18 protein-coding genes are annotated in these 14,106 nt (G+C 61.5%); 10 read left to right on the top strand and 8 right to left on the bottom strand.

Features of this window, described 5'->3' with window-relative positions; all coding sequences use genetic code 11:
* Window positions 1-137: 137 nt before the first annotated feature.
* From V5E99_RS11405 to V5E99_RS11385, 5 genes are all read right to left on the bottom strand, one after another.
* Complete coding sequence (locus tag V5E99_RS11405) at window positions 138-836, bottom strand: OmpW/AlkL family protein (protein WP_499802551.1); 699 nt, start codon at window positions 834-836, stop codon at window positions 138-140.
* Between the two features lie 224 nt (window positions 837-1,060).
* Window positions 1,061-1,573 (bottom strand): DUF3299 domain-containing protein, encoded by a 513-nt coding sequence (locus V5E99_RS11400; RefSeq protein WP_499802550.1) that lies wholly within the window; start codon window positions 1,571-1,573, stop codon window positions 1,061-1,063.
* Between the two features lie 11 nt (window positions 1,574-1,584).
* Complete coding sequence (locus tag V5E99_RS11395; RefSeq protein ID WP_499802549.1) at window positions 1,585-2,850, bottom strand: ABC transporter permease; 1,266 nt, start codon at window positions 2,848-2,850, stop codon at window positions 1,585-1,587.
* A gap of 1 nt (window position 2,851) precedes the next feature.
* On the bottom strand, window positions 2,852-3,562 hold the full coding sequence (locus V5E99_RS11390; RefSeq protein WP_123404426.1) for an ABC transporter ATP-binding protein: 711 nt from the start codon (window positions 3,560-3,562) through the stop codon (window positions 2,852-2,854).
* A 141-nt stretch (window positions 3,563-3,703) separates the two neighbouring features.
* Complete coding sequence (locus V5E99_RS11385) at window positions 3,704-4,294, bottom strand: DUF2796 domain-containing protein (RefSeq protein WP_499802548.1); 591 nt, start codon at window positions 4,292-4,294, stop codon at window positions 3,704-3,706.
* Window positions 4,295-4,429: 135 nt separating this feature from the next.
* Here V5E99_RS11385 and V5E99_RS11380 point away from each other — a divergent pair, with 135 nt between their 5' ends.
* Complete coding sequence (locus V5E99_RS11380; RefSeq protein ID WP_499802547.1) at window positions 4,430-4,780, top strand: hypothetical protein; 351 nt, start codon at window positions 4,430-4,432, stop codon at window positions 4,778-4,780.
* Between the two features lie 249 nt (window positions 4,781-5,029).
* On the opposite strand, the gene trxA is transcribed toward V5E99_RS11380, so the two are convergent.
* From trxA to V5E99_RS11365, 3 genes are all read right to left on the bottom strand, one after another.
* On the bottom strand, window positions 5,030-5,902 hold the full coding sequence (gene trxA, locus V5E99_RS11375; protein ID WP_149660947.1) for a thioredoxin: 873 nt from the start codon (window positions 5,900-5,902) through the stop codon (window positions 5,030-5,032).
* 137 nt (window positions 5,903-6,039) lie between these two features.
* A complete protein-coding gene (locus tag V5E99_RS11370; protein ID WP_499802546.1) occupies window positions 6,040-6,696 on the bottom strand; it encodes a class I SAM-dependent methyltransferase in 657 nt (218 codons plus the stop codon).
* Window positions 6,693-7,157 (bottom strand): hypothetical protein, encoded by a 465-nt coding sequence (locus V5E99_RS11365; protein WP_499802545.1) that lies wholly within the window; start codon window positions 7,155-7,157, stop codon window positions 6,693-6,695. The genes V5E99_RS11370 and V5E99_RS11365 overlap by 4 nt, the downstream gene beginning before the upstream one ends.
* Window positions 7,158-7,284: 127 nt before the next feature.
* Here V5E99_RS11365 and nrdR point away from each other — a divergent pair, with 127 nt between their 5' ends.
* The 9 genes from nrdR (at window position 7,285) to V5E99_RS11320 (ending at window position 14,000) form a co-directional block, all read left to right on the top strand.
* Window positions 7,285-7,749: a transcriptional regulator NrdR gene (gene nrdR / locus V5E99_RS11360; RefSeq protein WP_003228656.1), complete on the top strand. Its 465-nt coding sequence runs from the start codon at window positions 7,285-7,287 to the stop codon at window positions 7,747-7,749.
* Entirely contained in the window at window positions 7,746-8,879 is a 1,134-nt protein-coding gene (gene ribD / locus V5E99_RS11355; protein WP_499802544.1) for a bifunctional diaminohydroxyphosphoribosylaminopyrimidine deaminase/5-amino-6-(5-phosphoribosylamino)uracil reductase RibD, read from the top strand. Before nrdR ends, ribD begins: the two co-directional genes overlap by 4 nt.
* 46 nt (window positions 8,880-8,925) lie before the next feature.
* Window positions 8,926-9,588 carry a riboflavin synthase gene (locus tag V5E99_RS11350; RefSeq protein WP_499802543.1) on the top strand — a complete coding sequence of 221 codons (663 nt, stop codon included), beginning with the start codon at window positions 8,926-8,928 and terminating at the stop codon, window positions 9,586-9,588.
* Window positions 9,589-9,604: 16 nt separating this feature from the next.
* On the top strand, window positions 9,605-10,696 hold the full coding sequence (gene ribBA, locus V5E99_RS11345) for a bifunctional 3,4-dihydroxy-2-butanone-4-phosphate synthase/GTP cyclohydrolase II (protein ID WP_499802542.1): 1,092 nt from the start codon (window positions 9,605-9,607) through the stop codon (window positions 10,694-10,696).
* 91 nt (window positions 10,697-10,787) lie between these two features.
* Window positions 10,788-11,264, top strand: a complete 477-nt coding sequence (ribH, locus tag V5E99_RS11340) for a 6,7-dimethyl-8-ribityllumazine synthase (RefSeq protein ID WP_499802541.1) — start codon at window positions 10,788-10,790, stop codon at window positions 11,262-11,264.
* Window positions 11,261-11,761 (top strand): transcription antitermination factor NusB, encoded by a 501-nt coding sequence (gene nusB, locus V5E99_RS11335; RefSeq protein ID WP_499802540.1) that lies wholly within the window; start codon window positions 11,261-11,263, stop codon window positions 11,759-11,761. Before ribH ends, nusB begins: the two co-directional genes overlap by 4 nt.
* Before the next feature lie 16 nt (window positions 11,762-11,777).
* Window positions 11,778-12,743, top strand: a complete 966-nt coding sequence (thiL, locus tag V5E99_RS11330; RefSeq protein ID WP_499802539.1) for a thiamine-phosphate kinase — start codon at window positions 11,778-11,780, stop codon at window positions 12,741-12,743.
* Complete coding sequence (locus V5E99_RS11325) at window positions 12,740-13,243, top strand: phosphatidylglycerophosphatase A family protein (RefSeq protein WP_499802538.1); 504 nt, start codon at window positions 12,740-12,742, stop codon at window positions 13,241-13,243. The genes thiL and V5E99_RS11325 overlap by 4 nt, the downstream gene beginning before the upstream one ends.
* Window positions 13,244-13,265: 22 nt before the next feature.
* Entirely contained in the window at window positions 13,266-14,000 is a 735-nt protein-coding gene (locus tag V5E99_RS11320; protein ID WP_499802537.1) for a substrate-binding periplasmic protein, read from the top strand.
* The last annotated feature ends 106 nt before the right edge of the window (window positions 14,001-14,106 follow it).

Raw genomic sequence — 14,106 nt, 5'->3', positions numbered from 1 at the left:
GCCATGAAAAAGGCGCCTGTTCAGGCGCCTTTTTTTGTTCTGGATTTTTGTTGCCTGGGCTGACGTCTTCGCGAGCAAGCCCGCTCCCACAGGAGAATGCGATCAACTGTGGGAGCGGGCTTGCTCGCGAAGGGGCCTTAGAATTTGTAGCCAAGGCCGACCATGTAAACGAACGGGTCCACATCCACGTTGACCCGAGCCCGGGTGCCCGGCGCCACCGCGTCGTTTTCCACGGTCGCGCGGGTGTCGATGTCGATGTAGCGCATCTGGGCGTTGAGCATGATGTTGTCGGTGATCATGTAGTCAGCACCGACCTGGAATGCCATGCCCCAGGAGTTTTTCGCCTTGAAGTTGCTGAAGCCGTTGGCCTGGGCTTCGCTGCCGACGTGTTCGTCGTAGATCCAGGTGTAGTTGATACCGGCACCGACATACGGCTGGAAAGCGGACTTGGCGTCGAGCGGGTAGTACACAACGCTCAAGGTCGGTGGCAGGTGTTTCAGGGTACCGAGTTTGCCGTTGGCCGCGCCCAGGGCGGTGCCTTTGATTTTCACGTCATGCTCGAACGGCGAAGCCGCGAGCAGTTCGATGCCCCAGTTGTTGGTCAGCATGTAAGCGAAGTTCAAGCCCAACTGCGTGTCGCTGCTCATGGTGGCCTTGCCACCCAGATCGGCACCCGCCAACGGCCCTTGATCGACCTTGACGCTGGAGCTGTCGGCTTTCGGGTTGACGGTGATCGCACCGGCGCGAACGATGATATCGCCAGCCTCGTGGGCGTGGGCAATCGGGGCTGCGAGCGCGAGGGCAAACAGCGAAGCGCTGAGCAAGGACTTGTTCATGAGGGCTCCAAAGGACGTTAAAAATGTTCGATGTCCAATGGTAAAGAGCCATCTGATACGGTCTTTTGATTCAGCTCAATGAAACGGTGATGGGCCGGGTTTTTGTGGAACCTTTGCGGACCCCATCGCGGGCAAGCCTCGCTCCTACAAGGGAATGCGATAACCCTGTAGGAGCGAGGCTTGCCCGCGAAGGCGTCATTACAATCAACACAGAACCCCCGGATTCACTCCGGCAACTCATAAACGTAAATCTTGTCCGCCTCCATCTGATACCCGGCATCCGCCAACTCACTGGTCGACGCCTTAACCTGCAACGAACCCTCGATCCAGTAAGGCTGATACAACTCATCGAGCTTCACGCCGACTTCGCTTTTCACATGCACGATCTGGTTCGACGGCGGTGGCGGCACGTGGATGCAGGCGCCGAAATACGGCACCAGCAGAAACTCCGTGGTGCGACCTTCTTCACTGACTTCCAGCGGCACGATGTAGCCCGGCAGGCGAATGTTTTTGCCGTCGAGGCTTTTCACCACCGGCGCATTCGGCAAGTCCTGCTTGGCGGCCGGCGCCGACTCAAGTGCGCTGCTCATTTGCGACAAGTCATGCAGCGGCGTCATGTTCGGCACTTCCGCCGGGGCGTCCGGCGGGATCATTTCCTGCCAGGTCAAATCCTTCGGCTCGGCCGCCCACAGGGGCAGGGCGACCAGCATCAACAGCGCGAGCAGAGCGCGGGGCATCTTCAGCGTCCTCATAAACGGATCGACAGGCCATCGGCCAATGATTGGCGATACGCGCGCCAGGCCGGCACGCTGCCCATCAGCAGCGCGGCGATCAGGATGCCACCGAGCAGCGTCCATTCATATTCGCTCGGCCACGACAGCGGCAGGTACAAACCGTAATTGGCCTGCACATAACCCTGGGCGGCGGCGATGCACACGTACAGCAACGCCACGCCGGCAATCACCCCGGACAGCGCCAGGGCGAAGGCTTCCAGGATCAGCAAGGTCGCGATATGCCATGGCCGCGCACCCACCGAACGCAGGATCGCCATCTCCCGGCGCCGCTCGTTGAGGCTGGTGAGAATCGCCGTGAGCATGCCGATCAACCCGGTCAGCACCACAAACAGCGAGACCACGAACAAGGCTTTTTCGGCGGTGCTCATCAAACTCCACAACTCTTGCAACGCCACCCCCGGCAGGATCGCCAGCATCGGTTCGCCACGGAACTCGTTGATTTCACGCTGCACGGCGAAGGTCGAAATCTTGCTGTTGAGCCCGAGCATGAACGCGGTGATGGCTTGCGGCGTCAGGTCCATGTTGCGCGCCTGATCGGCGCTGATCCGGCCCTTACCCTGCGCCGGCACGCCGTTGTGCCAGTCGATGTGAATGGCTTCCATGCCGCCGAGGCTGATGTGCAACGTGCGGTCCACCGGGGTGCCGGTGCGTTTGAGAATACCGACCACGGTGAACGGTTTGTCGTCGTGCTTGACCAGGCTGATCACCGCCACGCCGTGTGCCAACACCAGTTTGTCGCCGAGTTTGTAGTGCAGCGCATCCGCCACTTCGGCGCCGAGCACCACTTCGAACGGGTCGGTGGCGAAGGCGCGGCCGTCGGCGATTTCCAGGTGTTGTTGATGACCGTACTGGTAATGCTCGAAGTACGCCTCGGTGGTGCCCATCACCCGATAACCACGATGGGAATCACCGAGGGACATCGGGATCGCCCACTTCACTTTCGGGTCGCTGGCGAAGTGCTCGAAGCTGTCCCAGCGAATGTTGTTGGTGGCGTTGCCGATGCGGAATACCGAATACAGCAACAGGTTCACCGAGCCGGAGCGGGCGCCGACGATCAGGTCAGTGCCGCTGATGGTGCTGGCGAAACTGGCCTTGGCTTCGGTGCGCACCCGCTCCACGGCCAACAGCAGGCACACCGACAGGGCAATGGCGAACGCGGTGAGGATCGCGGTGAAGCGGCGGTTAGCCAGGCTGGCCAGGGCTAGACGAAACAAATACATCTCAGACCTCGAACGGGGTGGCGGCGCGATTGAGCTCGGCCAGCGACAGGTTGCGGTCAAACAGCGGCGCGAGGCTCTGGTCATGGCTGACAAACAGCAAACTGGACCCGGCTTCGCGGCATTCGGCGAACAGCAGGCGAATGAAGTTCTCGCGAGCGTCGTAGTCCAGGGCCGAGGTCGGTTCGTCGGCGATCACCAGTTCCGGCTGACCGATCAATGCGCGGGCAGCGGCGACCCGTTGTTGCTGGCCGATGGACAGCGAATCGGCGCGGCGGCTGAGGATGCTTTCATCCTTCAGGCCCAAGTGCGCGAGCAACGTGGCAGCCGCTTGATCAACGCTGCCGTGGCGCTGTTTCGCCCGTTCGGCGCGCAGTTTGGAAAAGTGGCAGGGCAACTCGACGTTTTCGCGTACCGAGAGAAACGGCAGCAAGTTGAACTGCTGAAAGATGTAGCCGGTGTGATCGACGCGAAAACGGTCGCGGGCGCCGGCGCCGAGTTCGGTGAGTTCCTGGCCGAGCAAACGGATACTGCCGCGATCGGGCTTCTGCACACCGCCGAGCAGGCCGAGCAGGGTGGTCTTGCCACTGCCGCTGGGGCCCTTGAGGAACAGGGTTTCACCGGGTTCCAGGCGAAACGCCGGGATATCCAGCAACGGCGGGTGACCGGGCCAACTGAAGCCCAGGTCGGACAGTTCGATGAGTGCTTGGGTCATGGCGCCGATTTCATGTGTATTGATGACCTGTGTAGGAGCTGTCGAGTGCAACGAGGCTGCGATCTTTTGATCTTGATCTTTAAGGTCAAAAGATCGCAGCCTCGTTGCACTCGACAGCTCCTACAGGGATCTTCGGTGAATTTAGAATTTCAGGGCCGCAGCCTTGGCCGTCACTTCAACGCCTTGCTGGCCGCTTGGGCTGATCAGTTGTACCTGAATTTTCTGGGTCGCCGGGAACGTGTTGAAGATGGTCGATAAGTCCAGGTTTTTCAGCGCGCCGGGTGCCGAGCAACTGAATTGGTAGTGGGCGTGGATTTCGCTGTGGTCGTGATGATGCTCGTGACCGTCCTTGTCTGCTTCGGCGTGGTCATCGTCGTCATGATCGTCGGCGTCCGGTTTGTCACCGAACAGCGGGCTTTCCAGTTCCTGGGTGGCGACTTTGCAACCAGCGGCCTTCGGCAGGTTGAACAGCGCCAGCGGGTTTTCCAGTTTCGTCTTGGCGGCGGCGACTTTGGCTTTGTCGGCGTCGGTGGTGGCGAGGTGTTCGAAACCCACCAGGTTCATCGCCGGGCTTTCCAGCTCCAGCTCCAGGGTCTGGCCGTCGAGCGCGGCGTTCAGGCGACCGACGCCATGTTCGTGGGCGCCGAGGCTGCCGTGTTCATGTTCATCGGCCGCATGAGCGACGGCCAGCGGCAACAGGGCAAACGGCAGAGCGAGAAGCAGACGACGCATGGCGGGTCTCCGGAAAGTAAAGTGAAGAGTTTGTTATGTAATCTTATAACGAAAGTGCGGAGAGTTTGACCGCCCGCTTGGCGTTGCACAAGACCCATGGGAGCATGCAGGTCAGAAATGTGCAGGAGCGGACTTATGTTGCGAATACGCGGAAGCATCGGCGACTGGCCGGTGGATTTGACCCTGGAGATGGACGATAGCGATTGGGCGCGGCTCGGCGCGCAGTTGCAGGTCAGCAAAACCGAAGAGGTCAGCGCCCCGGCAGCGAAACCGGTGAACCAGGATGACGCGTTGTGGCAGATCGCCAAGGACCTGTTGCGCAAGGCCGGGCAGTTGAGCGGGCCGGATTTGCTGGAGCAGTTGGAAGGGCTGACCGGTAGCGCCGCGTCGGGCAAGCGTTTACTGGTGCGTTTGCGCCATTGCCCGGACGTGAAAGTGGTGAGCGGCGGGGATACGCCGCTCTACAGCTGGCACGAGCCAGCGTAGGAGCTGCCGAAGGCTGCGATCTTTTGATCTCCGGTGTTCAGTACCGCAAAAACAAGATCAAAAGATCGCAGCGTGCCGCAGCTCCTACAGAGAACTCATCCCCCCCGTAGGAGCTGCCGAAGGCTGCGATCTTTTGATCTTCTGGTGTTCAGTACCGCAAAAACAGAATCAAAAGATCGCAGCGTGCCGCAGCTCCTACAGAGAACTCATCGCCCGTAGGAGCTGCCGAAGGCTGCGATCTTTTGATCTTCAATACAGCGCAGCAAACAACTTGCGGCGGTACGTGGTCACCAGTGGGTGATCGTTGCCCAGCAGTTCGAACACCTGCAGCAAGGTCTTGTGCGGCAAACCTTCGCTGTAGCTGCGGTTGCGGATGAACAGCTTGAGCAGCGAATCCAGCGCCGGTTCGTATTGCTGACGGGCCAGTTGCTGGATCGCCAGTTGATACACCGCTTCATCGTCCTGCGGATTTTTTGCCAGGCGTGCTTTCAAGTCGGCGGCATCCGGCAGATCCTTGGCCTGGCCGAGGAACTGGATCTGCGCCTTGGCCCCGGCCAGCGCAGCCTTGTGCTCATCGGTTTTGACTGCATCCAGCACGGTTTGTGCTTCGCCCAACTCACCGCGCTCGGTGAGGCAGCGGGCATACAGGATCAGCGCTTTGGCGTTGGTGTTGTCTTCGCCCAGCAGCACTTTGAGGATGGCCTCGGCGTCGGCGAAACGGCCTTCATCAAACAACGCCTGGGCCTGTTCGAACGGATCAGCGGCAGCGGGCGGCGGCATTTGCACATGGGGTTCGAGCATCGCGCGCACGGCAGATTCCGGTTGTGCACCGGCAAAACCGTCCACCGGCTGACCGTCCTTGAACAGCACCACGGTCGGCAGGCTGCGAATGCCGAAGCGCGAAACGATGTCCGGCTCGACGTCGCAATTGACCTTGGCCAGCAGCAACTCGCCCTGATAGCTCTCGGCGATGGTTTGCAGCATCGGCATCAGCGCCTTGCACGGTGCACACCATTCGGCCCAGAAATCCACCAGCACCGGTTTGTGAAATGAGTTCTCGATCACCGACTGGTCGAAATCGGCAGTCGTGGCGTCGAAGATGTACGGCGTTTCCTGACTCATGGGGGATCTCTTGGAAGCGTGAATAGGCTCACTATAAGGGCTGGCGCAAAAGATCGCAGCCTTCGGCAGCTCCTACATTGACCGCGTGCGAACCCGATCCCGTAGGAGCTGCCGAAGGCTGCGATCTTTTAACGACGTCAATCACGCCGCGCATGGTAAAGGCTCACATACCGAAACTCTTCCGGCTCAGCCAGATCCGGCAAGGTCATCGCCTCAAGTATCTCGATACGCCGGTAAAGCGGATGACGAAAATCCCGAACCCGCGAATCCGCCACCAACGCCTCCCGGCCACGACTCAAAAACTCATCGAGCAACGGCAGGTTCGCCCGGTCGTACAACACATCCGCCACCAGAATCAGATCAAAGCGATCCGCTTCGACAAAGAAGTCCGTCGAATAATTAAGTTCTACGTTATTGAGTTGAGCATTCGCCCGACACGCAGCAATCGCCAGCGGGTCGAGGTCACAGGCCACCACTTCCAGCGCCCCGGCTTTCACGGCGGCAATCCCCGCCACCCCGGAGCCGGCACCAAAATCCAGCACCCGTTTGCCTTTGACCCACTCGGGAAACTCGGCGAGATAGCGCGCCACCGCGAGGCCACTGGCCCAGCAGAAACTCCAGTACGGCGGCTCATGCAGGATGCGCCGGGTTTCTTCCGGGCTGAAGGCGCGGTCCATGTTGTCGCCGTCGATCAGCCAGAGTTTCAGCTCGGTGCCCGGCAGCTCACAGGCGACCAGTTGTGCGTCGCCGAGCAATTCACCCAATGCCCGTTGCAGGTCGAGCGGTGCAATCATGGTGCTTTGACGAATTGCAGCTGGCCCAAGGCCTGGGTGGTCGGTTGGGTAATGCTTTGCGACGGCAGGTGCAATATCAGTTGTCCGGACTGGGTGGCGCGGCCGCGCAGTTCAACACGAGCGCCGACCGGGAACGATTCCGGGTTGAAACGCAGGCGGAACGGCAGCGCCTGGTTGGTGCCGATCAGGCTGGAACTGGCCAGCAATTGTTGCGGACGGGATTTTTCGTCGATCACCAGCAGCGCCAGTTCCACTTCGGCGCCGGCCGGCACGCCTTGCAGGGTGCCGCTCAGTTCGCGCTGATAGGCCGGCAGCGGGCCGAGGTCGGCGGATTCCTTGGCTTTCTTCTGCGCCGCTTGGGGCGCGGGGCCTGGCGTCGGTGGCTGAGGCTTGGGCGCGTCGCTGCCGCAGGCCACCAGCAGGCTTAAAACACTGAGCAGGACGAGCGGTCGTAGCGACATGTGTGGCTCCAGCAAGGTGAAATCCATGAATCAAACATAGAGCTCGTCTGTATACCGCAAAGCCTATGGCTTGTCTTGCCACCGGGATGCGCTACCATGGCCCTCCCTTTTTTTGTTGCCTGCCACCATGCACTGTCCCTTCTGCGGTGCCAACGACACCAAGGTCATCGACTCGCGTCTGGTCGCCGAGGGCGAACAGGTGCGCCGCCGGCGTGAATGCCTGGCCTGCGGCGAGCGTTTCACGACGTTCGAGACCGCCGAACTGGTGTTGCCGCGCCTGATCAAAACCGACGGCAGCCGTCAGCCGTTCGACGAAGAAAAACTCCGCGCCGGCATGCAGCGGGCGCTGGAGAAGCGCCCGGTGAGTGTCGAGCGCCTCGAATCGTCGCTGGTGCACATCAAACACAAGCTGCGCGCCACCGGCGAACGAGAGGTCAAATCCCTCGTGGTCGGTGAACTGGTGATGGCCGAGTTGCAAAAGCTCGACGAAGTCGCCTACATCCGTTTCGCCTCCGTGTATCGACGCTTCCAGGACTTGAACGAGTTCCGCGAAGAGATCGATCGCCTGGCCCGTGAGCCGGTGAAAGAATGAGCACATCCGCCGAACAATCCATCCTCGACGCCCATTACATGGCCCGCGCCCTGGAACTGGCGCGCAAAGGTCACTACACGACCCACCCCAACCCGCGTGTTGGTTGCGTGATCGTGAAGGACGGGCAGATTGTCGGCGAAGGCTGGCACGTGCGCACCGGCGAACCCCACGCCGAAGTCCACGCCCTGCGCGCCGCTGGCGATAAGGCCCGGGGCGCCACGGCTTACGTGACCCTGGAACCGTGCAGCCATCACGGCCACACGCCGCCCTGCGCTGATGCCCTGGTGAATGCCGGCCTGGCCCGTGTGGTCGCGGCGATGCAGGACCCGAACCCGTCGGTGGCCGGTCGTGGCATGGCACGTCTGGCCCAGGCCGGCATCGCCATCGACAGCGGGGTGCTGGAAGGCGAGGCGCGCAAGCTCAATGAAGGTTTCTTGAAGCGCATGGAACACGGTTTGCCGTTCGTGCGGGTCAAGTTGGCCATGAGCCTGGACGGTCGCACGGCGATGGAAAACGGCGAAAGCCAATGGATCACCGGCCCGGCCGCCCGTTCGGCGGTACAACGCCTGCGGGCCCAGGCCAGTGTGGTGCTGACCGGCGCCGATACGGTGCTGGCGGACAATGCGCGTCTGACCGTGCGCGCCGCTGAACTGGGCCTCGACCCTGAGCAAACCGCCCTGGCCATGAGCCGTCCGCCGTTGCGGGTGCTGATCGACGGCCGCTTGCGAGTGCCGCTGGATGCGCCGTTCTTCAAGGCTGGCCCGGCATTGGTCGCCACGTGCATGGCCATCGAAGAGCAATACGCCAACGGCCCGGAATGCCTGATCGTGGCCGGCGATGATGGCTTGGTCGACCTGCGCAAACTGCTGGTCGAACTGGCCCATCGCGGGGTCAACGAGGTCTTGGTCGAAGCCGGTCCGCGCCTGGCGGGAGCGTTTGCCCAGCAAGGCCTGGTGGATGAGTTTCAGATCTTCATCGCCGGCAAGTTTCTGGGCTCGTCCGCGCGCCCGTTGCTGGACTGGCCGCTGGCGCAGATGAAAGACGCGCCCGAGCTCAAAATCACCGAAATTCGTGCGGTTGGCGATGACTGGCGAGTCATCGCCATCCCTGTGCCAGCCGCGAGCGTATAATTCCCGGCTTGCGCCAAGCGACAGCCTTGTTCTCGAGGAGGACTCCATGTTTACCGGCATCATCGAATCCATCGGCAGTATTCGTGCATTGACCCCAAAAGGCGGAGATGTGCGGGTCTACGTAGAAACCGGCAAGCTCGACCTGAGCGACGTCAAACTGGGCGACAGCATCGCGGTCAACGGCGTGTGCCTGACCGCGGTTGAACTGCCAGGCAACGGTTTTGCGGCGGACGTCAGTCGCGAAACCCTCGACTGCACCGCCATGAACGATCTGAAAAGCGGCAGCCCGGTCAACCTGGAAAAAGCCCTGACCCCGACCACGCGTCTGGGCGGGCATCTGGTCAGCGGTCACGTCGATGGCGTGGGCGAAGTGGTTGCCCGTACCGAAAATGCTCGCGCGGTGGAATTCCGTATCCGCGCACCGAAAGACCTCGCCAAGTACATCGCCCATAAAGGCTCGATCACCGTCGATGGCACCAGCCTGACCGTGAACGCTGTCGATGGCGCCGAGTTCTTGCTGACGATCATTCCCCACACCCTGAGCGAAACCATCATGGCGTCTTACCAGCCAGGTCGCCGGGTGAATCTGGAAGTGGACTTGCTGGCACGTTATCTGGAGCGCCTGTTGTTGGGCGACAAGGCCGCAGAGCCAAGCTCCAGTAGCATCACTGAAAGTTTTCTGGCCGCCAACGGCTACCTCAAATCCTGACTCAAGGGGGTGCCTTGTGGCGCTCAATAGCATCGAAGAACTGGTTGAAGACATCCGCCAAGGCAAGATGGTCATCCTTATGGATGACGAAGACCGCGAGAACGAAGGCGATCTGATCATGGCCGCCGAGTGCTGCCAGCCTGAACACATCAACTTCATGGCCAAGCACGCCCGTGGCCTGATTTGCATGCCGATGAGCCGCGAGCGCTGCGAACTGCTGAAGCTGCCCTTGATGGCGCCGCGCAACGGTTCCGGTTTCGGCACCAAGTTCACCGTGTCGATCGAAGCCACCACCGGCGTGACCACCGGCATCTCCGCCGCCGACCGCGCCCGCACTGTGCAGGCTGCTGCCGCCAAGGATGCCAAGGCTGAAGACATCGTCAGCCCGGGCCACATCTTCCCGCTGATGGCCCAACCGGGTGGCACCCTGGCTCGCGCCGGCCACACCGAAGCCGCCTGCGACCTGGCGCGCATGGCCGGTTTCGAGCCGAGCGGCGTGATTTGCGAAGTGATGAACGACGACGGCACCATGTCCCGTCGCGCCGAACTGGAAACCTTCGCCGCCGAACACAACATCAAGATCGGCACCATTGCCGACCTGATTCACTACCGGATGATCCACGAACGTACCGTTCAGCGGATTGCCGAGCAGCCACTGGACAGCGAACTGGGCCAATTCAACCTGGTGACCTATCGTGATTCCGTGGAAGGCGACGTGCACATGGCCCTGACCCTGGGCACCGTGTGCGCTGAAGAGCCGACCCTGGTCCGCGTGCACAACATGGACCCGCTGCGCGACTTGCTGATGGTCAAGCAACCGGGCCGCTGGAGCCTGCGCGCCGCCATGGCCGCGGTTGCCGAAGCCGGCAGCGGCGTGGTGCTGTTGCTCGGTCACCCACTCGATGGCGACGTGTTGCTGGCGCACATTCGCGAAACTGCGGAGCAGATCCCGGCGAAAAAACCGACCACCTACAGCATCGTCGGTGCCGGTTCGCAGATCCTCCGGGACCTGGGCGTACGCAAAATGCGCCTGATGAGCGCGCCAATGAAATTTAATGCGATATCCGGTTTCGATCTGGAAGTTGTAGAATACGTGCCCTCCGAATAATGACTGGGTGTTTCCAGTCCTTGATTCGCGGTTAACACATCACTGAGGGACGCGTAGAAAACGCGTCCCGGCTCTTTAAGAGATCTAACGAATGACCCTGAAGACCATCGAAGGTACCTTCATCGCCCCTAAAGGCCGCTACGCTTTGGTAGTCGGCCGTTTCAACAGCTTCGTCGTTGAAAGCCTGGTTAGCGGTGCAGTTGATGCCCTGGTTCGCCATGGCGTGAGCGAAAGCGACATCACCATCATCCGTGCGCCTGGCGCCTTCGAAATCCCGCTGGTTGCGCAGAAAGTCGCTCAGAAGGGCGAGTACGCGGCAATCATCGCCCTGGGCGCGGTCATTCGTGGCGGTACTCCGCACTTCGAATACGTGGCTGGCGAATGCACCAAGGGCCTGGCCCAGGTGTCCATGGAGTTCGGCGTACCGGTCGCTTTCGCCGTGCTGACCGTTGACTCCATCGAACAAGCCATCGAACGTTCCGGCACCAAGGCCGGCAACAAAGGTGCTGAAGCTGCCCTGTCCGCCCTGGAAATGGTCAGCCTGCTGGCGCAGTTGGAGGCCAAGTGATTAGCGACGAAAGTGATCGTTTCAACCCGCGCGATCCAAAGCCTGCGGATGCCGGCAAGCCATCGAAAAGCGTCAAGCGTCGCGAAGCCCGTCAGCTCGCGACTCAAGCGCTGTACCAATGGCACATGGCCAAGCAATCGCTGAACGAGATCGAAGCGCAGTTCCGGGTCGATAACGATTTCAGCGATGTCGATGCCGCCTACTTCCACGACATCCTGCACGGCGTTCCGGCCCACAAGACCGAGATCGACGCTGTACTGACGCCGTGCCTGGACATTACGATCGAAGAGCTGGACCCGGTTGAACTGGCCGTGCTGCGCCTGTCCACCTGGGAGCTGATCAAGCGTGTCGACGTGCCGTACCGCGTTGTGATCAACGAGGGTATCGAGCTGGCGAAAGTCTTCGGTTCCACCGACGGCCACAAGTTCGTCAACGGCGTACTCGACAAGCTGGCCCCGCGTCTGCGTGAAGCTGAAGTGAAGGCGTTCAAGCGCTGATAAGCGCTTAGCTGCCATGGGCGAGTTTGAGCTGATCCGCAATTTCTTCGCCGCCGCGCCTTGTGCGCAGGGCGGCGAGGGCGTTGCCCTTGGGATCGGTGACGACTGCGCCTTGCTGGCTGTTCCCCCAGGGGAACAGTTGGCAATTTCCACCGACACCCTCGTAGCCGGTGTGCATTTCGCAGATCCTTGCGACCCGTTTTTGCTCGGTCAGCGTTCGCTGGCTGTAGCGGTCAGTGACCTGGCCGCCATGGGCGCCACCCCCGTTGCCTTTACCCTTGCCCTGACCTTGCCGACGGTGACCGCCGATTGGCTGGACGCCTACGCCCGTGGTTTGAACGTGATGGCTCAACGCTGTGGCGTGGCGCTGGTGGGCGGTGACACCACCCGTGGGCCGCTGAGCCTGACGCTGACCGTGTTTGGTCGAGTGCCGGCCGGCAAGGCCTTGACCCGCAGTGGCGCGCAGCCGGGCGACTTGCTCTGTGTGGGCGGCGAATTGGGCAATGCCGCCGGGGCCTTGCCGCTGGTGCTCGACCAGCGCACCGCAGAAGCGGCCATCGCCGATCCGCTGCTGGCCCATTACTGGTCGCCGCAGCCGCAATTGGCGCTCGGTCAGGCGTTGCGCGGCAAAGCCACCTCGGCGCTGGACATCTCCGACGGCCTGCTCGCCGACTGCGGGCACATTGCGCTCGCATCGAAGGTCGGCATTCAGGTTGAGCGGAGTAAGCTGCCTGTATCGACAGCGTTGGTGGCCTTCCTCGGTCAGACGGGCGCTGAAGACGCGGCCTTGAGCGGTGGTGACGACTACGTGCTGGCGTTTACCTTGCCGCCCGTCGAGTTGCCGGCGTTGCTGGCCGATGGTTGGCCGATTCATGTCGTCGGCCAGGTCGTGACCGGGCAGGGTGTTGTACTGCTGGACGCCGATGGACAGGACATCACCCCGCAAACCCGGGGCTATCAACATTTTCGGGAGACACCGTGACAGATCATCCCAAGCAGACCCCGGCGGAATTCGTGCCGCCCTCAGTCTGGCGTAATCCGTGGCATTTCCTGGCGTTCGGCTTCGGTTCGGGCACCTTGCCAAAAGCCCCGGGCACCTGGGGGTCGTTAGTTGCGCTACCCTTTATCCCGTTGTGGCAGATGCTGCCCGACTGGGGTTACTGGCTGATGCTCGGCATCACCATGCTGTTCGGTTTCTGGCTGTGCGGCAAAGTGGCCGACGATTTGCGGGTGCACGATCACGAAGGCATCGTCTGGGACGAGATGGTCGGGATGTGGATTACCCTGTGGCTGGTGCCGCAAGGCTGGTACTGGTTGCTGGCGGGGTTCCTGATGTTCCGCTTCTTCGACATCCTCAAGCCGTGGCCGATCCGCTGGATCGACCGGCATGTGCACGGCGGCGTCGGGATCATGCTCGACGACGTGTTGGCCGGGGTCTTCGCGTGGCTGGGGATGCAGGGGCTGGTGCGGTTGTTCGCTTGAGCGACAAAGCAGGAGACTAAGGATGGCTCGATGCTGGTTGATGGTGGTATTCGCGATGTTCTGCTCGCTGGCTCAAGCGGGTGATGCGGCGATGCCGCCTTCGGTGATTCATCTGGCCAGCGAAGACTGGGACGACTACACCGCCGCTGATGGCCATGGCTTGGGCTGGGACGTGTTGCGAGCGGTGTTCGAGCCGGCCGGGGTCAAACTGGACATCCGCACCGAGCCGTATACGCGTTCCGTCGGGTTGGCCCAGCGCGGTGAGGTGGACGCCTGTGTCGGCTCCTATCGGGATGAGGTCAGCGATCTGCTCTATCCGCACTGGAATTTCGACACCGATCACATCTACGCCCTGGGCCTGGCAAGCAATCCGCCGCCGACCCTGGCAACCCTGGGCAGCTATCGACTGGCCTGGGTGCGCGGCTACAAATATCAGGATTACTTGCCCAACGTGCATCGGTTCAACGAAGTGATCCGGCGTACCGGGATTTTGTCGATGCTGACCCGCAACCGCGCCGACTATTACATCGACGCCCTGACCGAAGTCGATTACGTACTCAGTCGGGCCAAGGATACGGCGCAGTTTCGCCGAACCCACATCGCCGAATTGCCGCTGTTCCTGTGTTTTGCCGACAACCCCAAGGCCCGCACGCTGATGGCGTTGTTCGATCAGCGCATGGCGTTGCTGGTGAAAAGCGGCGAGCTGAAACCGATCTTTGCGAAGTGGAAACAGCCGTATCCATTTGACGCGAACTGAGCACCGATCTATTGGCAGATGATCCCCCCTGTGGGAGCGGGCTTGCTCGCGAAAGCGGCGGCCCAGTCAACATTGAGGCTGGCTGATCCACCGCTTTCGCGAGCAA

This window comes from Janthinobacterium sp. LPB2021202312-11-4 (assembly GCF_037049705.1).
Taxonomy (GTDB): Bacteria; Pseudomonadota; Gammaproteobacteria; order Pseudomonadales; family Pseudomonadaceae; genus Aquipseudomonas.
Note: the sequence above shows the minus strand (reverse complement) of the source record. Positions and strands in the feature narration are given on the sequence as shown.